22 protein-coding genes are annotated in these 22,253 nt (G+C 69.1%); 15 read left to right on the forward strand and 7 right to left on the reverse strand.

Features of this window, described 5'->3' with window-relative positions; all coding sequences use genetic code 11:
• Positions 1 to 11 precede the first annotated feature (11 nt).
• Positions 12 to 371 (reverse strand): NADH-quinone oxidoreductase subunit A, encoded by a 360-nt coding sequence (locus tag CU044_RS36430; protein ID WP_129773348.1) that lies wholly within the window; start codon positions 369 to 371, stop codon positions 12 to 14.
• A gap of 815 nt (positions 372 to 1,186) precedes the next feature.
• On the opposite strand from CU044_RS36430, the gene CU044_RS36435 reads away from it, so the two are divergent.
• The 3 genes from CU044_RS36435 (at position 1,187) to CU044_RS36445 (ending at position 3,169) form a co-directional block, all read left to right on the forward strand.
• Positions 1,187 to 2,032 carry a C40 family peptidase gene (locus CU044_RS36435; protein ID WP_129773121.1) on the forward strand — a complete coding sequence of 282 codons (846 nt, stop codon included), beginning with the start codon at positions 1,187 to 1,189 and terminating at the stop codon, positions 2,030 to 2,032.
• A 151-nt stretch (positions 2,033 to 2,183) separates the two neighbouring features.
• Positions 2,184 to 2,558, forward strand: coding sequence for a PadR family transcriptional regulator (locus tag CU044_RS36440; RefSeq protein WP_129773124.1), 375 nt, complete (start codon positions 2,184 to 2,186; stop codon positions 2,556 to 2,558).
• On the forward strand, positions 2,555 to 3,169 hold the full coding sequence (locus CU044_RS36445; protein WP_129773126.1) for a hypothetical protein: 615 nt from the start codon (positions 2,555 to 2,557) through the stop codon (positions 3,167 to 3,169). Before CU044_RS36440 ends, CU044_RS36445 begins: the two co-directional genes overlap by 4 nt.
• A gap of 27 nt (positions 3,170 to 3,196) precedes the next feature.
• Here CU044_RS36445 and CU044_RS36450 read toward each other — a convergent pair whose 3' ends face one another.
• Entirely contained in the window at positions 3,197 to 4,129 is a 933-nt protein-coding gene (locus CU044_RS36450; protein WP_129773128.1) for an SDR family oxidoreductase, read from the reverse strand.
• A gap of 103 nt (positions 4,130 to 4,232) precedes the next feature.
• On the opposite strand from CU044_RS36450, the gene CU044_RS36455 reads away from it, so the two are divergent.
• On the forward strand, positions 4,233 to 4,913 hold the full coding sequence (locus CU044_RS36455; protein WP_129773130.1) for a TetR family transcriptional regulator: 681 nt from the start codon (positions 4,233 to 4,235) through the stop codon (positions 4,911 to 4,913).
• 92 nt (positions 4,914 to 5,005) lie between these two features.
• On the opposite strand, the gene CU044_RS36460 is transcribed toward CU044_RS36455, so the two are convergent.
• Entirely contained in the window at positions 5,006 to 6,316 is a 1,311-nt protein-coding gene (locus CU044_RS36460; RefSeq protein WP_129773132.1) for a helix-turn-helix transcriptional regulator, read from the reverse strand.
• A 212-nt stretch (positions 6,317 to 6,528) separates the two neighbouring features.
• On the opposite strand from CU044_RS36460, the gene CU044_RS39925 reads away from it, so the two are divergent.
• From CU044_RS39925 to CU044_RS36475, 5 genes are read left to right on the forward strand one after another with little or no spacing between them, the layout of a single operon-like run.
• On the forward strand, positions 6,529 to 7,641 hold the full coding sequence (locus tag CU044_RS39925) for a hypothetical protein (RefSeq protein WP_240046051.1): 1,113 nt from the start codon (positions 6,529 to 6,531) through the stop codon (positions 7,639 to 7,641).
• Entirely contained in the window at positions 7,544 to 8,431 is an 888-nt protein-coding gene (locus CU044_RS39930; RefSeq protein ID WP_240046052.1) for a nucleotidyltransferase domain-containing protein, read from the forward strand. Before CU044_RS39925 ends, CU044_RS39930 begins: the two co-directional genes overlap by 98 nt.
• The gene (locus CU044_RS39935) at positions 8,401 to 9,648 is read left to right on the forward strand and encodes a hypothetical protein (protein ID WP_240046053.1); all 1,248 of its coding nucleotides are present in this window, start codon (positions 8,401 to 8,403) and stop codon (positions 9,646 to 9,648) included. The genes CU044_RS39930 and CU044_RS39935 overlap by 31 nt, the downstream gene beginning before the upstream one ends.
• Positions 9,600 to 10,298, forward strand: a complete 699-nt coding sequence (locus CU044_RS36470) for an SDR family oxidoreductase (RefSeq protein ID WP_240046062.1) — start codon at positions 9,600 to 9,602, stop codon at positions 10,296 to 10,298. Before CU044_RS39935 ends, CU044_RS36470 begins: the two co-directional genes overlap by 49 nt.
• A gap of 34 nt (positions 10,299 to 10,332) precedes the next feature.
• Positions 10,333 to 10,773, forward strand: a complete 441-nt coding sequence (locus CU044_RS36475; RefSeq protein WP_129773136.1) for an NUDIX domain-containing protein — start codon at positions 10,333 to 10,335, stop codon at positions 10,771 to 10,773.
• A gap of 452 nt (positions 10,774 to 11,225) precedes the next feature.
• Here the strand turns inward: CU044_RS36475 and CU044_RS36480 are convergent, their stop codons facing one another.
• On the reverse strand, positions 11,226 to 11,609 hold the full coding sequence (locus CU044_RS36480; protein WP_129773138.1) for a metalloregulator ArsR/SmtB family transcription factor: 384 nt from the start codon (positions 11,607 to 11,609) through the stop codon (positions 11,226 to 11,228).
• A gap of 96 nt (positions 11,610 to 11,705) precedes the next feature.
• Here CU044_RS36480 and CU044_RS36485 point away from each other — a divergent pair, with 96 nt between their 5' ends.
• Positions 11,706 to 13,685, forward strand: coding sequence for a heavy metal translocating P-type ATPase (locus CU044_RS36485; RefSeq protein ID WP_129773140.1), 1,980 nt, complete (start codon positions 11,706 to 11,708; stop codon positions 13,683 to 13,685).
• A gap of 745 nt (positions 13,686 to 14,430) precedes the next feature.
• On the opposite strand, the gene CU044_RS36490 is transcribed toward CU044_RS36485, so the two are convergent.
• Entirely contained in the window at positions 14,431 to 14,904 is a 474-nt protein-coding gene (locus CU044_RS36490) for an ATP-binding protein (RefSeq protein ID WP_129773142.1), read from the reverse strand.
• 244 nt (positions 14,905 to 15,148) lie between these two features.
• Here CU044_RS36490 and CU044_RS36495 point away from each other — a divergent pair, with 244 nt between their 5' ends.
• The 4 genes from CU044_RS36495 (at position 15,149) to CU044_RS36510 (ending at position 17,167) form a co-directional block, all read left to right on the forward strand.
• The gene (locus tag CU044_RS36495) at positions 15,149 to 16,000 is read left to right on the forward strand and encodes a helix-turn-helix transcriptional regulator (RefSeq protein WP_129773144.1); all 852 of its coding nucleotides are present in this window, start codon (positions 15,149 to 15,151) and stop codon (positions 15,998 to 16,000) included.
• A 13-nt stretch (positions 16,001 to 16,013) separates the two neighbouring features.
• Complete coding sequence (locus CU044_RS36500) at positions 16,014 to 16,208, forward strand: DUF397 domain-containing protein (RefSeq protein WP_129773350.1); 195 nt, start codon at positions 16,014 to 16,016, stop codon at positions 16,206 to 16,208.
• A gap of 90 nt (positions 16,209 to 16,298) precedes the next feature.
• Entirely contained in the window at positions 16,299 to 16,493 is a 195-nt protein-coding gene (locus tag CU044_RS36505; RefSeq protein ID WP_129773146.1) for a DUF397 domain-containing protein, read from the forward strand.
• Between the two features lie 314 nt (positions 16,494 to 16,807).
• Entirely contained in the window at positions 16,808 to 17,167 is a 360-nt protein-coding gene (locus CU044_RS36510; protein ID WP_129773148.1) for a hypothetical protein, read from the forward strand.
• A gap of 41 nt (positions 17,168 to 17,208) precedes the next feature.
• On the opposite strand, the gene CU044_RS36515 is transcribed toward CU044_RS36510, so the two are convergent.
• Positions 17,209 to 19,956, reverse strand: a complete 2,748-nt coding sequence (locus CU044_RS36515) for a hypothetical protein (protein ID WP_129773149.1) — start codon at positions 19,954 to 19,956, stop codon at positions 17,209 to 17,211.
• A 245-nt stretch (positions 19,957 to 20,201) separates the two neighbouring features.
• Between CU044_RS36515 and CU044_RS36520 the strand changes: the two genes are divergently transcribed.
• A complete protein-coding gene (locus CU044_RS36520) occupies positions 20,202 to 20,750 on the forward strand; it encodes a glycoside hydrolase family 25 protein (protein WP_129773151.1) in 549 nt (182 codons plus the stop codon).
• 153 nt (positions 20,751 to 20,903) lie between these two features.
• Here CU044_RS36520 and CU044_RS36525 read toward each other — a convergent pair whose 3' ends face one another.
• Positions 20,904 to 22,190: a geranylgeranyl reductase family protein gene (locus tag CU044_RS36525; RefSeq protein WP_129773153.1), complete on the reverse strand. Its 1,287-nt coding sequence runs from the start codon at positions 22,188 to 22,190 to the stop codon at positions 20,904 to 20,906.
• Between the last annotated feature and the right edge of the window lie 63 nt (positions 22,191 to 22,253).

A 22,253-nucleotide genomic window follows, 5' to 3' on the forward strand; every position in this document is an offset into this window, starting at 1 on the left:
CCTCAGCCCCTTTAGTCCCATTCCAGACCGCCGCGCCGCCATACATACGCGTAGGCGACGAAGACGGTGAGCACGAAGAGCAGCATCTCCACGAGCCCGAAAATCCCCAGTGCGTCGAAGGTGACGGCCCAGGGGTAAAGGAAGACGACCTCGATATCGAAGATGATGAAGAGCATCGCCGTCAGGTAGTACTTGATGGGAAAACGGCCGCCTCCGGCCGGCGTCGGCGTGGGTTCGATGCCACACTCGTACGCTTCAATTTTGGCCCGGTTGTAGCGCTTTGGCCCGATAAGCGTGGCCATGACCACGGAGAAGATCGCAAACCCAGCCCCGAGGGCGCCGAGCACGAGGATGGGTGCGTAGGAATTCACGCCCCTCAGCTCCTTCCAGTCGTCCTTGACCGTTGGATCGCACCGGGCGGTTCGCCTCACCGCCCCACCACGACCCCTGAAGATCGCGTACATGTGAGGCAGTTCACAAGCCCGACTGCCCCGCATCTTATGCCCGGTGGTCTGTGATCTGCGACACGGGGTACAGCAACGGCTTTGTGATCTCCACCACCCGACGAAGGATCATGAAGTCGGATGAGCGGTGATCTTCATACGTGAAGCGGCCGAGCGGTCACCAGATGTGACATCCGATCTTGTTTCCGCTGGTCGGGGGCGCATCGCCCTACCAAGGGATGCACCGTACAAGCAAATTTGCAATGAAACAGTATACAGTGATAAGGGCTCGGCGGTCACCCGCACGAGGGGGAAGTGCGGACCGACGTGGACACGTGCACGCATTCACGAGCAACCGGGACAGCTTCGCGAGCGTCCACAGAGATACGTGCGAGCACCTTCGAAGACCCCCAAGATCACGCCGAGATCACGCCGAGATGACCCCGAGCGGGCTCCGTGATCGTTCCGACCGCCGGACCATGGGCACTCTGTGACCTGTACCACCTCACTCAACCGTCAAGACAAGAGGGCTTGGCCATGAGTGTGAAGGGGTGGTAAGCGGCGGGCAATTCGGACGTTTATCAGAAAGACCGTGATCACAGCCATGATCACCCATGCCCGGTTTGCCCGTTACGGCGTCAATAAGACCCGAGGCTAAGCGGATTCACAGATTCCGAACGTAACTGTGGCGCAACACACCTTGCTTGACGGGAACCAGGTTCCACCTGATAGCCGTAGTTCTCATGTCCCACACCGCTCACATACCCAGCCACCGGAAGCCCCGCCGCAGCGCGTCGAAAGTCGTCCTCCGTAGTGGAGTTGCCGGTGGCGTCCTCAGCACCATCGCGGTCGCCGGTGCCGCCGGACCGGCGAACGCCGAGCCGGTGACCACCCAGACCATCGAAATGCCCACGCTCACCTCCGGACTCGTCGGCGACTTCACGCGGTCCGCCGAGGCCACGCAGCGCGTCGCGAACTCCCTGGACCTGCGTGCCCAGCAGGACGCCGCCGCGTCCACCGCCGAGCGGACCGCCAAGAAGGCCAAGGCCGAGGCGGACCGCAAGGCCGAGGCGAAGAAGAAGGCCGCCGAGGCCCGCGCCAAGGCCGCCGCCGCCGAGCGCGCGTCCCGCACCGCGGAGCGCACGACACTGTCGGCGCCTTCGTCCTCGAACTCCGGCTCGGGCTCCTCCTCCGGCTCGACCGCCTCCGCCTCGAACGTCTCCTCGCAGGCGACGGGCTCCGCGGCGGCCGTCCTCGCGTTCGCCCAGTCCCAGATCGGCGACGCCTACATCATGGGCTCGACGGGCCCGAACGCCTGGGACTGCTCCGCTCTCGTCCAGGCCGCCTACCGCCAGATCGGCGTCGACCTCCCGCGCGTCTCGCAGGACCAGTCGACGGCCGGCACCCAGGTCTCCCTGAGCAACCTCCAGCCGGGCGACATCCTCTACTGGGGCGGCGCGGGCAGCGCTTACCACACGGCGATCTACGCCGGCGGCGGTGAGTTCATCGGCGCGCAGAACCCCAGCTCCGGTGTGGTGAAGAAGTCCATGGACTGGGACCCGCCGAGCGGCGCGGTCCGCGTCCTCTGATCCACCCGTAGGTCCACTCGTCGTACGGCGAACACCCGCACCCCGCTCGGGGGGATGCGGGTATTCGTCGTTCCCGTCCCCTCGCCCGCTCACGGTGCGCGGAAGGGACCCCCCTTCCTGTCCACTTGCCCCGCCAGGTATCTTGCATCGCATGGAACCAGGTGATTCGACCAAGCAGGCGCGGGCAGCCGCTCAACTGCGCAAGGGTGTCCTGGAGTACTGCGTACTCGCCTTAATGCGGGACCGCCCCCGCTACGGCGTGGAACTCCTCCACGCCCTGGAGGACTCCGGCGCCCTGGCCACCAGCCAGGGCACGGTCTACCCGCTGCTCTCCCGGCTCCGCCGCGACGACCTGGTCACCACCACCTGGCAGGAGTCCACCTCCGGACCACCCCGTCGCTACTACGCGCTCACCGACAGCGGCCGGGCCGCGCTCAACGAGTTCACCCGCGTCTGGCCCGGCTTCCGCAACGCCGTCGACGCCTTCCTGACCACCCCCCGCCCCTCCACCGGAGACCTCGCATGAAGACCTCTGCCGACCCCGTACGCGACTACCTCTCCGCCGTCGAACGCGAGGCCTCCGCACTCCCCGCCGACCGTCGCCAGGAACTCCTCGCCGACCTCGCCGAACACATCGAGGTGACGCGCGCGGAACGCCCCGACGCCGCGACCGGCGAGATCCTGGCGGAGCTGGGGGACCCCCGTACGATCGCGGCGACGGCACTGGCCGAGGCGGGGTACGGGACCACCGGCACCCCGGCCCGGAGCGACGTGGACGCACCCGCCCGGCGCGGCAAGGTGCATCCCCTGGTCCCGCTCCTGATGCTCACCCTCTCGCTGCCCTTCACGATGATCTTCTCCATCGGCCCCGACGCGGCGTTCGACGCGGGCTCGGTGTTCGGCTTCCTGTTCCGCGTCACCGGCGCGGTACTTCTCTGCACCTCGGTGCACTGGACCGCCGTCCAGAAGACCACCGGCGTGCTGCTCACCGTCATCGTGCCGACCACCGCCTTCACGACCTGGAACCTGACCACCGGCTCGGCGGCGGGCGAAGTCCCGGCCCTCCTGGGCAATCTGGGAAGCCTCGCCCTGATGGCCGGCACGGCGGTATGGCTCTGGCGGGCCCGTCGCACCTGAGCGCGGCCGCCGGCCGCAGCGCTCCCGTCAGGCGGCGGGGGCGGGAAGCGTGACTCCCGTGAGGCGCTCGGACTCCGCCCACAGACGGGCGTTGACGGCCGGGTCGAGGGCCCGGCGGGTCGTGCGGGCCGTGGCGGTGGGGCCGACCAGCTCGAACCGTCGGCTCGGACCGTAGTAACCACCCGCGACGGCCGCGGGATCGGCCGCCGCGTACAGCAGGGGTTCCGTGCCCTGCTGGACGTCCTGCGAGGGCAGGAAGTTGAGGGACGTGAGTACGGAGACCCCGCGCGACGGCTTGCCGGTGCCGAGACTCGGCCCCGTCGTCTGGAGGTTCGTGCGCGTGTAGCCGGGGTGCGCGCCGGTGCTCAGCAGCCGCCAGCCGCGCTCGGCGGCGAGGGCCGCGAGGTGCCGGGTCATCATCAGGTTGGCGAGCTTGGACTGCGCGTAGGAGAGGTTGGGGCTGTAGCGGCGGCGCTCCCACTGAAGATCCTCGAAGTGGATACGGCCGTAGTTGGCCACACCGCTGCTCATCGTGGTCACCCGCGGCGCGGCGGCGGAGAGCAGCAGCGGAAGCAGCCGGACGGTCAGCGCGAAGGGGCCGAGGTAGTTGCTGCCCATCTGGAGCTCGAAGCCGTCGGCCGTGGTGTGCCTGGACGGCGGGGCCATCACCCCGGCGTTGTTGACCAGCAGATCGAGTGGGGTGCCGTCGGCGATGAGCCCGTCGGCGAACTCCTGGACGGAGGCCAGATCGGCCAGATCGATCCTGCGCACCTCAAGTCGGGCCTCCGGGTGCTGGGCCAGGATCTCGGCGCGGGCCCGCTCGCCCTTGGCGACCGTACGGACGGCCATCACGACGCGCGCTCCCGCGCCGGCGAGCCGCCGGGCCGCCTCCTTGCCGGTCCCGCTGTTGGCGCCGGTGACGACGGCGAGCTTCCCGCTCTGGTCGGGGACGACGTACATGGCGACTCCTTCTAGTAGACCGGCGGTCTGTTGTCTCGACTGCCCCGACGTTAGCAGACCGACGGTCTGCTAACAACAGACCAGGGGTCTGTAGTCTGGGGCCATGACAACGCCCTTCCAGCGCGCCCGCAGCGAGGAGCAGCGCGCCGTACGCCGGCAGGCGATCCTGGACACCGCGGCGGCGATGCTGACCGAGATGCCCGTGGCACAGGTGAGCCTCAACGAACTGAGCCGACGCGTCGGTCTGGCGAAGTCGAACGTGCTGCGCTACTTCGAGTCTCGCGAGGCCGTCCTGCTCGAACTGCTGGACACCGCGCTGCGCGAGTGGCTGGACCTGCTGGACGACACCCTCGCCACGGCGATCGACGCGTCGGACGGACCGTACGAACGCGGCGACCAGCTCGCCGGCGCGTTCGCGGAGACACTCGCGGCCCGTCCGGTGCTCTGCGATCTGGTCGGCGCGCAGGCCGCGGTGCTGGAACGGAACATCTCCCCGCGGATCGCCGCGGAGTACAAGCACGCCACCCTGGCCGGCGTCGCCGTCATGGTCCGGCTGATCCACGCATACGTACCCGAGCTGGATGAAAACGACGCGATGCGGTACGCCGCCGCCGCCTTCTTGCTGACCGGCGCGATCTGGACCCACGCACAGCCCTCTGCCGCGATGCTGGCCGCGTACGAGGCCGACCCCGCGCTGGCGGCCATGCGCATGGACTTCACGGCGACGCTCCGCGGGCAACTGGAAGTGATGGCCTCGGGACTGCTGGCCCGCGCATCGCGCTGAGGTGGGCGCCGCCGTGAGGCGCAGCCGGCGGATACGCCGGAACCCGAAAGGGCCCCGGTACAGTCACCGCCCATGGTCAGCGACGACTTCCGTCACCTTCGTGCGGACCGTACGCCGACGGCGGCGGCCAGTTCGCGGATGCCGCTGGTACGGGGGTGGCGCCGGGTGAGATCGGTGACGATGGCGCGGATGCTCGGGCGATCGTGGACCTCGGAGGGGGCCGCGCGATGCGCGGCGAGCAGTGCGTGCGCTGTCTGCTCGGGCTTCCCCCACTGCCAGTACGCACGCGCCATGTCGGTATGGAGGCGGCCGCGACGCTCCGCGGTGCGGAACTGGGCGGCGCGCAGGTTCCGGCCGGCGTGGACGGCGGCTCCGGCGTCGCCGAGGGACCTCAGCACGCCGACCTTGTAGAGGCTGACGGACGCGGGGGTGACGGTGAAGGACTGCGGACCGACGGCTGGTTCGGGGAGGAGGGCCGCGGCGCGTTCGGCCTCGCCGATCATCTCCAGAGCACGGACACGGTCTCCGGCCTCAGCCGCGGCGTAGGAGACCGTGCAGAGCATCTGGGCGAAGGCCGCGGCCTGGGCGGGAGTCGTCAGACCTGTCGCTTCGACCTGGGACGCTGCGTGGAGGGTGACCCGCTGGGCCGTGTCGGCGCGCCCTTGGTGCCGGAGCACGATGCTGAACGCTCGGGCCGAGGCGGCTGCGGCGAGTGGGGAGCCGGACAGGCGGGAGTAGGTGGTGGACCTGTCAGCGGTGATCCGGCTCGCCGAGTGTCGGCCGATCTTCGACAGCGCTTCGGTTGCCAAGTCATAGCAGGCCGCGAGCCGCGCGTAGTCGGCGGCCTCGCGGGAGGCAGCACATGCCTCGGCGATGGCGAGCAGGTTGGGCAACGTCTCGACGAGCTTGGCGTGCGCTCCCGAATTGAACAGGGCCTGCGCTGTGCGAAAGTCGGCCAACAGGCCGGACGGCGTCGGTGCGGAGGCGGGCTCGGGCAACAGGGCGAGGGACTCGTCGAGGTTGTTCAGCACGTAGAGCGGCGCGGCGAGGCCGACGGTCAACAGGGCCCGGCGCTTCATCGGATCCTCCCCCGGCTCGTCCTGCCATCCGGCGGTGGCAACTGTAGTGGCCTGAGGCGGCGTTACGCCGAGAACCGCGGCAAGGACCCCCGGAGGGATGACAAGCGCACCGGCGAAGGACTTGAGCATGTCGAGGTCCGTCGCCGGGCGTTCCGCTGTCTCAAGCCGACTGACGGCGGAGGCGGAGTAGCCGGTGGCCCTGCCGAGGTCGATCTGCCGCCACCCACGCTCGTGCCGGGCCCAGCGGATGAGTCCTCCGGTGTCGCCCGCGGCGATGAGAGCGCGGGCCCGGGGGGAGTTCCAGTCCGGTACCTGTACACGCATGACCGCCCCCGATTGCCGCTGAACACCAGCCCACCAACGGTAGCCGAACCGTCACAGTGCGTCGATGTCGTATGCGCGGCGCGCACACGCCGTGCGCGCGCCGGGCCGTGGCTTCGGAACCGGGACGTGGCGCGGTGTGGTGGAGGCTGCCCCGGCGGGCCGGCTCGTTGTCCCGCCGACAGGCCCCTGGAGCTTCGTCGGAGGAGGTCGCCATGACCATCGTGCCCGCCCGGTTAGAGCAGCCCGTGTCGATCGCGCTCAGCGGTCCCGACAACACCGGGAAGACCAAGCAGATCGCGCTCCTGGCCCGCCGGATGGGCCCGGCCGCGTGCGGCGGCGGCCCGCTGGAGGCCCACGACCCGCGCTGGGAGCGGATCAAGTCCGCCGGGATGGGGAGCTGGTGGTTCGAGACCGGCCCTGTGGAGGAGGTCGCCGATGTGCTGGCCTGCTCCTACCTGGAGCGCTCGCGCGGCGTCGCGTCTGCGCCGGTGCGCTTGCTCGACCGGGGCATTCCGATGCTGGAGGCGTCCGTGGCCGCCACGGTGGCGGTCCGCGAGGAACTGACGTCGCCGGCCGCCGCCGACCGGGCCCGCACGCTGCTCGCCCCGTACGCCGAGGGCCTCGCGGCGGCGGAGGCCGCCGAGCACTCGGTGGTCCTGATGCACTGCCAGGACCCGGCCGAGGGAACGCGGCGGGCCCTGTCCCACGAGGTGAGCATCACGCAGACCTACGCCGCCTATCAGCGCCACCTCCACGACCAGGTCGCCCGGCTCGTCGCCGACGGCCGGTTCGCGCAGACGATCACCGTCGGAGGAAGGCCCAGCATCGCCGTCCAGGACGACATGCGCCGCCGCCTGCACCCGCTCGCACCGGGCATTCCCGCGCGGGCGCTGCCGGGCGTGCGCGTCGTAGCGCTCGGCGGTCTGTCCGAGAGTGGGAAGAGCACGGCCGGCGAGTACCTGCGCACCCGACACGGGTACGCCCGCCTCAAGATCGGCTACCTCATCGAGGACAGCGCCCGCCGCTGCCGAATCGCGGACCCGTACGCGCTCGGCGAGGTTGTGCAGGCCGAGCTGATCGTGGACGCGCTCGACCGGTACTGCGCCGCCCACCATTTCCTGGACCGGGTCAGCATCGAGTCGCTGCACAGCACCGGTTCCACCCGCGAGCTCGCGCGGATGCTCGGGGAGCAGCTGACCGTCGCCCTACCTCAAAACACCATTCACCGTGCGGGCCGCGCGCAGCGTCCCGGGTGCGGCCGATGTCGCCCACCGCGACAGGACCAAGCTCAGCCGGGGCGCGGAGAAGATCGCCGCAGCCGCTGATGCGGTCATCGACAACCGTGGCAGCCGCCTTCAGCTGGAGCGGGCCCTGGACCGGATCGCCCTGTCCGCACGCTGGCCCTCCCACCAGCCGGAGACCGTCCCGTTGAACACGCTCGGCCTCCCGGTCCACTTGGAGGCCTACCTGTCCGCCGTCCTGGACCGGACGGCCGGCCGGCAGCCGCTGATCGACCTGCTAGCCGTCACCGGCAGCGGCGCTCGCGGCACGTACCAGCACGGCTGGAGCGACCTCGACGTCTTCATCATCTCTACCTCCGAGGCCCTGCCCGGCATGGCGAGGATCCTCGCCGACCTCGACGGCCAACTCGACGGAGTCAAGCTGGGCTTGACAGTGGTCACCCCGGGCGAGTGCGCCACCGGCGCCGTCTCCTCGCGCGTACTGCACGTCCTGGCCCTGCTCGGCACCGGCTCCCTGCCCGCCCTGTGGTGCCGCCCCGGCCTGATGCTCCCCGCCCCCACGGCCGCCGACGACGTCGACGCCAGCGTCCACGACGGCATCCGGGCCGCCACCGAGCTCCGCCGCCAGCTCCTTCGCACCGCCGTCGACCTGCGGGCCCTGTACAAGGTCACCGCGCTGCTGGCCAAGATCCAGCTCCGGTTCGCGGGCGTTGAGTGCCCCGCCGACGACGACGCCCTGACCATGCTCCTGACCGATATCCACCCGCGCCTCGACAGCCTGCCGCACCAAGCGCGCACCGACCGCGATCAGGCCGAGAGTCTGGCCCGTACTGTCCTGGACCAGTGGCTCGCGACGACGGACGGGACCCGGTGAACCCGGCCGACCCGCGCCGGCCGGTGTTCGACAAACACACCACCGCTGAAGGGGCCGAGGCCGAGGTCCGCGGTTGGCACCACATCCGGGAACTGCTGCCCGCGCCCGCCTTCCTGGGCCGCCGCACCACGGCACAGGCCCATGTGGTCACATTCGAGGACGTCTTCGACAACGGCCGCTGCCGGCTTCTCCTTGGCGACCTCATCGCCCTGGCCGACCGCGACACGGCCGCGCTGCCCCGCCTGCTCACCCTCGTCGACGAGATCTGCCGAAGCCTGCACACGGCTGCCTCTACCACCGGTGCGACAGCCCCGCTCTCGCAGTGTCGGCCCGGTCTGTACGCCGACCGGATCCGGCGTGGCGGACGACTCGACGCCTGGTACCTCCACCAGGACCTTCCCCTGGCCCTGCCCGGAACGCACACGGTGCTCACCCTCGGCGAACTGCGCCACTACACCTTCACCGTCAACGAGCGCCCCCTCGCCGTGGACCTGCCGGCCATCATCGCCGGGGCCCGGCGCACGCTGAACCCGGGTGGTCGGTGGGCCACCGCCATCACCCAGGGCGACCCGACTGAACCGAACATCGCCGACCCTCTGTGCTGGCTCGACTTCGAACACGCCGGTCGCAACACCCTCCCCGGTGAGAACGCCATCTTCCTCTGGTACCTCATGGCCCTGGGCGGCTGGCTCGTCCCCCGCTACCAGCCCGACACCTACCAGCGCACGCTCCGTCTGGCCCTGACCCCCCGCACCGCCCCACGCGTCGAGCACTGCGCCCTGGACGAGACCGAGCGGCACATCACCCTCCGCTACACCTGGGCCGTCGAACCCGGCCGCCACGCCGCTCTCACCCGTGCCCTGCAGAACCTCGCCGCCTCCCCAGCCGCCTTCCTCAACGAGGCGCGGGCCTTTCTCACGCTGCGCATCCTCGGCGTCATCCCGCCCACGCTCCTCAGCGCCCCGGATCTCCTCCTGGTTCTGATCAAGGCGGCCGAGTGCCACGACCCCGCCACCGAACTCACCAGCCTGTTCAACCCCACCCCCGTCCCGTTCCCGCCAAGCCGAAGCACGGAGTGGCCACCATGTCTCCCACTGGCCCTGAACCCACCCTGCGCACGCAGCCTCTTCACGGGCGGACCGCCCTGGTCACCGGCGCGGCCACCGGTATCGGCGCAGAGATCGCCCGCGCCCTCGCGGCGGCCGGCGCGGCCGTAGCCGTGTCCCACCTCGCCCAGCCCCGTGATGCCGACACCATCCTGCAGTCGCTGCAAGGTGACGGGATCGCCGTCCACGGCGACCTGACCGACCCCGACGAGGTGATCGCGCTGTGCGATCACGTTCGCGACCGGCTCGGCCCCGTCGACATCCTGGTCAACAATGCCGGCTCCTACCCCCGCGTCGCCTGGCCGGACACCGACGAGGCCGCGTGGGCCTACGCTCTGGACGTGAATCTCACCGCCCACTACCGCATGTGCCGGGCGATCACCCCTTCCATGGCCGAGCGGCGCTGGGGTCGGATCATCACCATGGGCAGCGTCAACGCCCTCGTCGGCCGTACGGGCCTGACCGCCTACGGCGCCGCCAAGGCCGGGCTCCAGGGCCTCACCCGCTCTCTGGCCCGCGAACTCGGCCCGCACGGCGTCTGCGTCAACGCGGTCCTGCCCGGAGCCATCCAGGTCGACGCCGAGAACAGCCTCCCCGCCGGCCACCGCACTGCCCCCGCAGAGCAGGTCCGTCGCCAGTGCGTCCCCAGGCGGGGCCGCCCCGCCGACATCGCCGCCGCCATCGCGTTCCTCGCGACCCCTGCCGCGTCCTTCATCACCGGCCAGTCCCTGCATGTCGACGGCGGCTGGCTCCCCACCTGACCAACCCACTCGCGAACTCTCGAAAGGCTGACCGATGAGGCAGCGCGTCCGTGCCGTACTGATCACCCCGACGAACACGATGCTCGCGATCAAACGGATCCGCCCCGGCCTCCCGGAGTACTGGGTCCTGCCCGGCGGCGGAGTCGAGGCCGATGACGAGAGCCTGGAGTCCGCACTTCACCGTGAGGTACGGGAGGAGATCGCGGGCCACGCCGAGATCACCGGTCTCCTGCGCATCCTGGAGTCCGACGACGAGCAACAGTTCTTCTACCTCGCACGCATCAAGCAATGGAACTTCAACCAGCGCAGCGGGCCCGAGTTCAGCCGGGACGACCGCGGCGAGTACCTACTCGAAGAAGTACCGCTCACCGCCGAGGGCCTCGACGCGATCAACCTCAAGCCCGAGGAGATCACCGACGAGATCCGCAACGCCCTCAACGACGGCCGCTTGGCCGAGGTTCGTGCCGAGGGGTAGTCGGGCTCGCCCGGAGGGTGTGGTGTCGGGTGGGGGCCGCCCCTGATCTTTGAGTTTCGCGGTTGCGGGCCGGGCGTCAAGGGCGCTCCTGCGTCGCGTCGGCTACGCCGATTCCGCTGCGCTCCACCCTGGACACCCACCCCTCCACCGCAAGTGCAGCTTCGAGGGGGGCCGGCCCCGGGGGGAGGGGTCCCCGGAGGGGATCCGTGGACGGTGGCCGGTCCGTTGCCGACTGCCGCTCGGTGGGCCCTGCGGGGCTGCGCGGCAGTGGAGTGGGGCGGCCCGACACCGGCTCGGCGACTTACCCCCGTGGAGGGCCAGGATTCATGCCCCGCTGATGACGGTGTGTGGGTGGTGGGGTGGGTGTGGCCCAGGGGGCGGCAAGTGGGCTAGCTGGAGGCCGTGGTGTGCCATGGAGCCCGGTTGGGCGGCCTCAGGACACATGCGACCGTCTACCGCCGGACCGTGGCCGGTGCCCCTTCAGTGGTGGGGGCGTCGCGCAGGCCGAGGCGCAGGTGCTCGACGTGGAAGAGGGCCTGTTCCAGGAGTTCGGCGACATGGCTGTCGTAGAGGGCGTAGACGATGGACCGGCCCCGGCGTTCTCCGGTGACGAGTCCGAGGTTGCGCAGCAGACGGAGCTGGTGGGAGCAGGCGGATGCCTCCATGCCGACGGCTTCGGCGAGGTCGCCGACCGCGCAGGGGCCTTCCTGGAGGCGGGCCAGGATGTACAGCCGCGAGGGGGTGGCCAGGGCCTGGAGGGTGGCGGCGACATCGGTGGCTCCCGCCGCGTCCAGCCGTTCGCGGGGGGTGGCCTTGTCGTCGGTTCCGTGACCCATGTCGCCCATCCTACCGGCCATACCTGAAGACCTGTTCAGATATTCCGGTATGGTGGATGTGTCGCGCCCCCCATGCCCGTGAAGGGTCGTTTCGTCATGCCTTCTGACCTGATCCAGCGCCCCGAAGAGGCAGTTCCGGCCGCCTCGCGTACGGCTCCGAAGCGGCGCACCCAGGTGTTCGCCCTGGCCGAGGCGCGCTGGGCCGCCTCAGCGCTGGCGCTGTTTCTGATCGCGCTGCCGCTCCAGCTGACCGGTGCTCCCGCCTGGGCGTGGGGCCCCCTCTACGCCGCCGCCTACATCACGGGCGGCTGGGAGCCGGCCTGGGCCGGGCTGACGGCGCTGCGGGAGAAGACCCTGGACGTCGACCTGCTGATGATCGTGGCCGCGATCGGTGCGGCCTCGATCGGGCAGGTGATGGACGGCGCCCTGCTGATCGTCATCTTCGCGACCTCCGGCGCGCTGGAGGCATTGGCCACCGCGCGGACACAGGACGCGGTGCGCGGTCTGCTCGACCTCGCCCCCACCACGGCCACCCGGCTGGCCGATGACGGAAGCGAGGAGAGCGTCGCCACCGCCGATCTGGTGGTCGGCGACACCATCCTCGTCCGGCCCGGTGAACGGGTCGGCGCGGACGGCCGCGTCGTGGACGGGGCCGGCGAGGTCGACCAGGCCACCATTACCGGCGAGCCGCTGCCGGTACCCAAGGAGACCGGTGACGAGGTCTTCGCCGGCACCCTGAACGGCACCGGCGCCCTGCGGGTCAAGGTCGAGCGGGACGCCTCGGACTCGGTGATCGCCCGGATCGTGGCCATGGTCGAGGAAGCCTCCGGCACCAAGGCGCCCACCCAGCTGTTCATCGAGAAGGTCGAGCAGCGGTACAGCCTCGGCATGGTCTTCGCGACCCTGGCCGTATTCCTCGTCCCCCTCGCGTTCGGCGCCGAACTCACCGGCTCGCTGCTGCGCGCGATGACCTTCATGATCGTCGCCTCGCCGTGCGCCGTGGTCCTGGCGACGATGCCGCCGCTGCTCTCGGCCATCGCCAACGCCGGACGTCATGGCGTGCTGGTGAAGTCCGCCGTCGTCATGGAACGACTGGGACAGGTCGACGCGGTCGCACTCGACAAGACCGGCACCCTCACCGAGGGCACGCCCCGCGTCACCGACATCCGCCCCTTGGACGGTTCCGGCCTTGACGAGGACACCCTGCTGGCGCTGGCGGCCACCGCCGAGCATCCCAGCGAACACCCCTTGGCCCGCGCGGTCGTCGACGCCGCCCGCACCCGCGGCCTGGCCATCGCGGACATGCGGGACTTCATCTCCACTCCCGGCATCGGCGTCACCGCCACCGTCGACGGCCACACCATCGCGGTCGGCGCCCCCGCCCGCATCCTCAACGGCAACGAGGACACCGTCTCGGCCCACGCCGCCGAGTTGGAGAACGGCGGACGCACCGCGGTCCTGGTTCTGCGCGACGGCGCCCCGGTCGGGGTGCTCGGCATCGCCGACCGGCTCCGTCCCGACGCCTCCGCGACCGTTGCGGCCCTGACCACACTGACCGGCAGCACGCCGATGCTGGTGACCGGCGACAACCCACGCGCCGCCGCACGCCTGGCCGCCGAGGTCGGCATCACCGGCGACGACGTCCACGCCGGTCTGCTGCCCCAGGACAAGGTCGAAGCCGTACGGCACCTGGAGACCCAAGGGCGCAAGGTGCTGGTCATCGGCGACGGCGTCAACGACGCCCCCGCCCTGGCCGCCGCCCACACCGGCGTCGCCATGGGCCGCGCGGGCTCCGACCTCGCCCTGGAAACCGCCGACGCGGTCATCGTCCGCGACGAACTCGCCACCATCCCCACCGTCCTGAGCCTGTCCCGCGCCGCCCGCCGCCTGGTGGTGCAGAATCTCGTCATCGCCGCAGTGTTCATCTCGGGCCTGGTCATCTGGGACCTGGCGGGCCATCTGCCACTGCCCCTCGGCGTTCTCGGCCACGAGGGCTCCACCGTCATCGTCGGCCTCAACGGCCTGCGCCTGCTGCGCGACGCCGCCTGGAACCGCGCCGCCCGCGCCGTACGGTGAGCCGGACCACACCAAGAAGCCCGCACAACTGGCCACAGGACACATGACCGGCCAGAGACCCCCCAAAAGCCCGGCCAAACAAGAACATAAGGGTCACGCTGCGCCTCCCGTTCACCTCGGGCCACAGGCGCACCCAACAACGGACCCTCACCAGCGGGGCATGAATCCCGGCCATCCACGGGGGTAAGTCGCCGAGCCGGTGCCGGGCCGCCCCACACCACTGCCGCGCAGACCACCCACCGAGCAGCGGTCGGCAACGGACCGGCCACCATCCACGGATCCCCTCCGGGGACCCCTCCCCCCGGGGCCGGCCCCCCTCAAAGCTGCACTTGCGGTGGAGGGTTGGGAGTCCAGGGTGGAGCGCAGCGGAATCGGCGCAGCCGACGCGACGCAGGAGCGCCCTTGACGCCCGGCCCGCAACCGCGAAACTCAAACATCAGGGGCGGCCCCCACCCGCCATGATGGATCCCGGCCCACCCCGACTACCCCTCGGTCCTGACCGGCCGCCGACCACCAGGAACACGCCCCACCAAATGCGCCTGCGGCGCACGAATCGTGACCCGCACCGGGTCGGGGCAGCAGTAACAGGTGTACGTGTACCCCTCCTCCGCATCCACCGGCACCAGCGGAACAGCGGCACTGTCCACCGCAGGCATCACCGCACACAACACCCACACCCCCAACACGACCGCACTCATCGCGATCGACACAACACCCCACAACGCCGGATCCGTTACGGGTTCCATCACCCGGCCACCTCGTTCCTGGCCTCGGCCAGCGTGAACCAGACCGCCTTCAACCTGGGCGAACGCCCCCCATAGATCGTGAATCCCCACGCACAGGCAAGGCTGTCCACGAGCATCAGCCCGCGCCCGCCTTCCTGCGTGCGTTCCACGCACAGCGCGGCGGGCTCGGTCGGTAGAGGGAAGGACCAGGGCCTGTCGTCCGCCACGGAGACCGTGGCCTGCTGGTGATCGACCGTCACCTGTACGCGGATCAGAGGCGTATGCGTGTGGCGGTGCGCGTTGGTGACCACCTCGGTCACACAGAGGCGCGCGTCATCAACGAGTGCGCGGTGCCGGTTCACCCCCAGCAGCGACGTGACGAAGTCACGCGCGACCTTGGCCGCGCTCGCGGTGTTAGGCAGGGCGAGCCGGTAGTTCTCGCCGCCTTGTGGTGGCGGGGGTACGGGAGTTGCGGTGGCGGTCACGGTGGTCATGTCGTTCTCCCAACGCGGTGCGGTCTGAACTGGCGCGTGGCCCGCCATGCGTGGCGATGACCGCGACAGCGCGCCTCAAGGCGCGCCAAAGCGGCTGCACTTCGGTCTTACTGACGTGCCGAGCGATTCATCACTACGGTACCGTCAATCCATAACTAGTGGTACCCGCTTCGATAGTGTGGGTAACGAAGTGGATTGTGGTTTGGACACGGGCCACACTGAGTCGCGACAAAAGGAGAGGCCGATGGCACCAAGGAAGGCGCTCACCGCGCGGCAGCGCCGATTGGGCGTCGAGCTGCGCAAGATCCGAGAGCACACAGGCATGACGATCGCTCAGGCAGCGGCCTTGCTCGGCGCGGACCGCACCACCATCAGCAACACCGAGTCGGGACGATTCGGCGTGAGCCCCGAGCGGGTACGCGCATGGGCCGGCCACTACGAGTGCCCCGACGCCGCGTACGTCGACGCACTCGCAAGCATGGCAGCAGAGCGCATAAATGGATGGTGGGAGGACTACCGCGGCGACCTCTCCAGCGGTGCGCTCGACCTGGCGGAGCTGGAGCATCATGCGGCAGGAATCCGGGCAGTGCAGATCATGTATATCCCGGGCCTGCTCCAGACCGAGGACTACGCACGCGCCGTATTCACGGAGGCCGTGCCGCCACCAAACGCCGCGTACCTACGGCGCCTGCTTTCGCACCGCCTGAAGCGACGCGACGTACTCGACCGAGCGGACCCACCCACTTGCACATTCTTGATCCACGAGACCGCACTCCGGATGGTGTTCGGCGGCTCCAAGGTTGCTCGCGGCCAGCTTGCATACCTACTGAAGGAGTCGGACCGCGACAACGTCACCATCCGTGCGATCCCGTTCTCAGCTGGCGGTTTCCCCGAGACCGGCAGTTCGACACAATATGTGTACGGCTCCGTTCCGCAGCTCGACACGGTACAGACGGACACCGCGACTGGGCCCGCATTCCTGGATGCTGAAACCCGTCTCGTGAACTATCGAGCCGTACTAGATCGGACCGAGGAGCGATCACTCGATCCGGAGAGTTCACGGGACTTCATTAGTGAAATCGCACAACAAGTATGAAGGCGTGAAAATCATGGAAATTCAGTGGCGCAAGTCCTCCAAGTCTTCGGGCGCCGACGGTAACAACTGCCTCGAGCTCGCAGAACATGGCGGCGAGATCCTCATGCGCGAGAGCGACAACCCCGACGTCATCATCCACACCACCCCCGCCAAGCTGCGTGCCTTCCTCGACGGCGCCAAGGAAGGCGAGTTCGACAACCTCGCTTGATCCAACGCGTTCCGCACAACGGGCGGTCTCCACCGGCGCAGGTGGAGGCCGCCCGTTTGGCTGCCGAGACGCCACGGCAAGCTTGAGGGTATGGATATTCACTGGCGTAAATCCTCAAAGTCCTCGGACGACGAGGACTCCAACTGCCTCGAACTCGCCGAACACAACGGCGAGATCCTCATGCGCGAGAGCGACAAACCTGACGTCATCATCCGCACCACCCCCGCCCTGCTCCGCGCCTTCCTCGACGGCGCCAAGCAGGGCGAGTTCGACAACCTCACCTGACCAACCGCACCCCGCAACGATGAAGACGCCCATCTCGCCACGTAAAACTCGTTGGCATATGCCGTCTCACTCGTTAGGGGTAAAACAGTTGATACGCGTCCGCAGCAAACGCTAACGTCTCACCCGTGCCGCCGCCACGGGCAGAACTCCCGGCTCCGCCGTGCCCGTCGCGTCGCACAACTCCCCCTCCTTCTGCGCCAGTTGGGGGAGCGTCAGAAAGGTTGCCCCCTGCCCGCCGCTCGTCACGCCGGCCAAAGACAGGGGGCAACCCCGCACCTCTTCCACACTCCGCCCACCCGCCAGGAGGCCCCACCATGCCCAACTCCGGCACAGAGCAAGCAGAGCGCGCGTTCTGGTGCGAGCGGGTCACCTACAGCTCACTGGCCGTCGGCGGGGTCGCCGACGCGTCGCACCACGTGGCTCCCACCCCCGCAGAAGCGATCAGTGCCATCCGCAGGGCCGTTCGTGATCTCGCCGCCACCCTCCCGCCCATCGAGCGCAAGCGCGCCCTGAGTTGGGTGGACGGCGGTGGCTGCATCGGCGCGGTCGGGGCGCTGCACCGGGGCGAGCCGTGCGGGTTCTCGCTCAGCCATCGTGGCTTCTGGACGGAGTGGACCGTACACCCCGTCCCGCTCCCCCTCAGCACCCGGCATGACGACGGCCCTGTGCGGTGACCGATCGGTCACCGCACAGGGCCATACGTACGGCTCAGCCGTCAGTCTCGCTCGTTCGGCGGCTCGTACCACTTGTCGTTCGGTATGTACTTGCCCAAACTACCGTCCGGGTTGATCTCCCAGGCGCCCTTGATGTACCTCGAATCGATCCCGCCGGGGAAGGCGATCTCCTCTTCGCTGGCCCAGCGACTGTTGTCCCCGAGGGTCCCGTTGACGTCGATTCCACCCGGCGGATCGATGTCGTAGCGGTACTTCCTGTCCTCGTAGAGCAGATCCGGCTGCTCGTTCCTCGTTGTCCCGACGAACGCCGAGTCCGTGTTCTGCGTGACGTAGTCGTACAGATCCCCGTTGTCCGGATTCTTCGGATCGAAGCCGTTCAGGAAGATGTCCTCGGGGGGACGGTCATCGAAGCGGTACAGAGTCTCGTCCGTGTCGCGCCACTTGATGTCTTCCTGGTCGACACCCGTGATCTTGATGTCGTAGTCGTCCTCCATCACCTCTGGATGAGGGTTGGGGTTGGGCTTGCCGACGGGGCAGTCCTCCGGCCCCGGCTCGGGCTCCGGCTCCGGCTCCGGCTCCGGCTCCGGCTCCGGGTCTTCCTTGATCGGCGGGGGCGGCGGGTCCGTGAGGCCGATCGCGATGGTCAGCCTGTCCTTGACGTCCTGGAACGTGTCGACACCGGCGATAGTGGACCCGGACACCGTGGACAGCACGTTCAGGGGAGACGGAATCCCGGAGCCGGCTGCGAACGTGGTGCCACTGACGACAACGGGCGTACGAATACCGGCCGAGGCGAGCGTGTAGCGCCCGCTGCCGGCTCCGCCGGGGGTCACACGGTTGTAGAAGGCGACATTTTTGTTCCGACAGTCGTCGTTGTCGTCGTCCTTGTCGTCATCCTTGTCGTCGTCATCCGGCTCGTCCGGCTTGTCCTGCTCCGTGCAGTGCTGGGTGATCCCCGCAGGACCCATGACCGGCGTGCAGACGGTTTCCTTGCCGTCGTCGTCCTTGTCCTTGTCTTCGTCCTTGTCATCGTCATCCGGCTTATCCGGCTTATCCGGTCCCGTGCAGTGCTGGGTGATCCCCGCAGGACCCATGACCGGCGTGCACACGGTTTCGTCATCCGAGCCACCACTGTCCGAGCCGCCGCTGCTCGACCCACCGCCGCTCGAACCACCACCGCTCGAACTGCCGCCGTTCGAACCGCCGCCGTTGGAGCCGCCACCGTTGGAACCACCACCGCTTGAGCGACCACCGGAAGAGCCACCACTGCTGGACCCGCCGCCGTTGGAGCCACCGCCGTTCGAACCGCCGCCGTTCGAACCACCACCGCTCGAACTACCACCACCGTTGGAACCGCCACCATTCGAACCGCCACCGTTGGAGCCACCGCCGTTGGAACCGCCGCCGCTCGAACGCCCACCGTCGGAACCACCGCTGTCGGACCCACCATCCGAACCACCGCTGTCCGAACCACCATCGGACCCACCACTGTTCGAACCACCACCGCTCGAACGGCCACCGTCGGACCCGCCGCCGTTGGAGCCGCCACCATTCGAACCACCGCCGCTCGAACCACCGCCGTTGGAGCCACCACCGCTCGAACGACCGCCGTCCGAACCGCCATTGGACCCACCACCGTTGGAGCCGCCACCGTTAGAGCCGCCACCGCTGGAGCCGCCACCGCTGGAACCACCGCCGTCCGACCCACCACCGTCCGACCCACCACCGTCGGAACCACCGCCATCGGAACCGCCACCGTCAGACCCGCCGTCGGATCCACCGCCGTTGTTCCCACCGCCGTTGTTTCCCCCACCGGAGTCGCCGCCGCCGGAGTCGCCGCCACCGCTGTTCCCACCGCCGGAATCACCACCACCGGAGTCACCGCCGCCGTTGTCCCCACCGCCGGAATCACCACCACCGGAGTCACCGCCGCCGTTGCTCCCACCGCCGGAATCACCACCACCGGAGTCACCGCCGCCGTTATCCCCACCACCGGAGTCACCGCCACCGTCACCACCACCGTTGCCGCCGCCGCCCGACTCACCACCGCCGCCGCCCGCGACCGCGCCGCTGTCGCAGTCGCCGCCGAGGATGGTGCAGACCGCCGTCTGAAGACCGTTCGCGATCTGAGTGCCCACGCCACCGAGAACAAGCGCACCGATGATCAGCGCGACCAGGCCGATCATCCCCGCGTACTCGGCCGCCGACTGTCCGCGATCCCGACGCCACCCGATCATGTGCGGAATCGACGGGATCCCCTCCCGGCGCAACCGCTCAAGCGTCCACCGCGGCCTCACAGCCCGCTGCTCCGCGGGCAGTTCGAACCAGGCCCGGCTGGCACCCGCACCGACCAGCGCCAGCAGAGCGCCCGGCAGCAGAAGCTGGCTGAGCCCGCGTGCCGAGCCCGCGTACAGGTTGACGATGCTGCCGATCAGCAGCCAGCCCTGGAGAGCGATCAACGCGAGCCAGACAACTTTCCCACCGGTCCACAGGCGCCGCGCCAGGATCACGGCGGCGATCCCCGGCACCAGCGCGTAGAGCGCGGCCAGCGTGAGCGTCGGCGTGATGTGGGTGCCCAGGTCCAGCAGCGAGTCGAACACACCGATGCCGCCCAGCAGCGTGAGAGCGAACATCAGATAAAGCAGCACCCGGGTCACGACCAGTGATCTCGGCAACTCCCAACGGTGCGTGGGTATGCCGACCTGATAAACCAGGCCCTGTGAGTCCGACACGGGTAACCCTTCCAGCAAACTGCTTTGTTGTCCGGCCCAGGCGTCCAGCCGCGGCACGTATATCGGACAGTACGTACGAGCTAGACCCATTTCGAAGGGCCCACGGGCCCACCACGGGCCCACGCCGGGCCCACACCGCGTCTCGATGGCGGGCTCAAGTTCCCTCAGCTGGGGGGTTTCACTCGTAAAGATGTCGTGGCTGTCGCCGATACGCCAGCGCGATCCGTACGAACCACGCTTGGGTAAGGAGGAGTTGAAACGCTTGAACCACTTGAACCACCGCGCAGGAGGCCTTCCCCCCCATGACCACCAAAGGCATCGACGTCTCGTCACATCAGAGTTCCAGCTACAGCACCGCCGGACTCGACTTCGTCTTCATCAAGGCCACCGAGGGCACGTCATACGTCAACCCCAAGATGACCGCGCAGGCCGGACGTGCCCGGGACGCCGGGCTGGTGGTCGGCTTCTACCACTTCCTGCGGCCCGGTGACATGAAGGCGCAGGCACGGTATTTCGTCGAGGAGTGCGCCAGCATCGAGTACGACCCGCTGTTCGCCGACTGGGAGGACGACGGGGTTTCCTGCGCGGAGAAGGACGCGTTCATCGCCGAGGTGAAGCGGTTGCGCGGGTCCAATCACCAGGTGGGGCTGTACTGCGGGCAGTACTACTGGCTGCACCGCGACACCACCAGCAACGCGGGCGACGCGCTGTGGATCGCCGACTATGTGGCCGCCGGAAAGCCCCGGATCAAGGCCGCGTGGAAGTTCCACCAGTACACGGACAACCCGATCGACACGAACGTGGGAAAGTTCGCCGACCGGGCTGCCCTGAAGAAGTGGACCCGAGGCTGAGACAGATTCCAGAGCAGAGACGGATTCCAAGGCCGAGCCGGATTCCAGGGCTGGGACGGATTCCAGGGCTGGGACGGATTCCAAAGCTGAGCCGGACTCCAGGGCCGAGCCGGACTCCAGGGCCGGGACAGGCCCTCCGCCGGAGGCGCCCCACTACGCCTTGGGGGCCACCTTCGACAGTCCGTTGATGATGCGGTCCATCGCGTCGCCGCCCGTCGGGTCGGTCAGGTTCGCCAGCATCTTCAGGGTGAACTTCATCAGCAGCGGATGCGTCAGCCCGCGCTGCGTGGCGATCTTCATGATCTTCGGGTTGCCGATGAGCTTCACGAAGGCGCGGCCGAGCGTGTAGTAACCGCCGTAGGTCTCCTTGAGGACCTTCGGGTAGTGGAGCAGTGCCATCTCGCGCTGGGCGGGGGTCGCGCGGGCATGGGCCTGGACGATGACATCGGCGGCGATCTGGCCGGACTCCATGGCGTACGCGATGCCCTCGCCGTTGAACGGGTTGACCATGCCGCCCGCGTCACCGACCAGCAACAGGCCCTTGGTGTAGTGCGGCTGGCGGTTGAACGCCATGGGGAGCGCGGCGCCGCGGATCGGCATCGTCATGTTGTCCGGGGTGTAGCCCCAGTCCTCCGGCATCGAGGCGCACCACGCCTTGAGCACCTCGCGCCAGTCCAGCTCCTTGTACGCGGAGGAGGAGTTGAGGATGCCGAGGCCGACATTGGACGTGCCGTCGCCCATCCCGAAGATCCAGCCGTAGCCGGGCAGCAGCCGGTCCTCGCCGGGGCCGCGCCGGTCCCACAGTTCGAGCCACGACTCCAGGTAGTCGTCGTCGTGGCGGGGAGAGGTGAAGTACGTACGGACCGCGACGCCCATCGGCCGGTCCTCGCGCCGGTGCAGGCCCATGCCCAGGGACAGCCGCGTCGAGTTGCCGTCGGCGGCGACGACGAGCGGCGCGTGGAAGGTGACCGGGGTCTTCTCCTCGCCCAGCTTGGCGTTGACGCCGATGATGCGGCCGGTGCGGTCGTCGGTGATCGGGGCGCCCACGTTGCACCGCTCGTGCAGCCGCGCGCCGGCCTTCTGCGCCTGGCGGGCGAGCTGTTCGTCGAAGTCGTCGCGCTTGCGGACCAGGCCGTAGTCCGGGTACGCGGCCAGGTCCGGCCAGTCCAGCTGGAGCCGTACGCCGCCGCCGATGATCCGGAGCCCCTTGTTCCGCAGCCAGCCGGCCTCTTCGGAGATGTCGATGCCCATCGAGACGAGCTGCTTCGTGGCGCGCGGCGTGAGGCCGTCGCCGCAGACCTTCTCGCGCGGGAACGCGGTCTTCTCCAGCAACAGGACGTCCAGGCCCGCCTTGGCGAGGTAGTACGCGGTGGTGGAACCGGCCGGGCCGGCGCCCACGACGATCACATCTGCGCTGTTTTCGGAGAGGGGCTCGGTCACAGCGGGTTCTCCCGAAGACTCGAATTTGGGTACCTGGCGGCACGGGGCATGTGCAGTCTATGG

The organism is Streptomyces sp. L-9-10 (assembly GCF_004151105.1).
GTDB lineage: Bacteria > Actinomycetota > Actinomycetes > Streptomycetales > Streptomycetaceae > Streptomyces.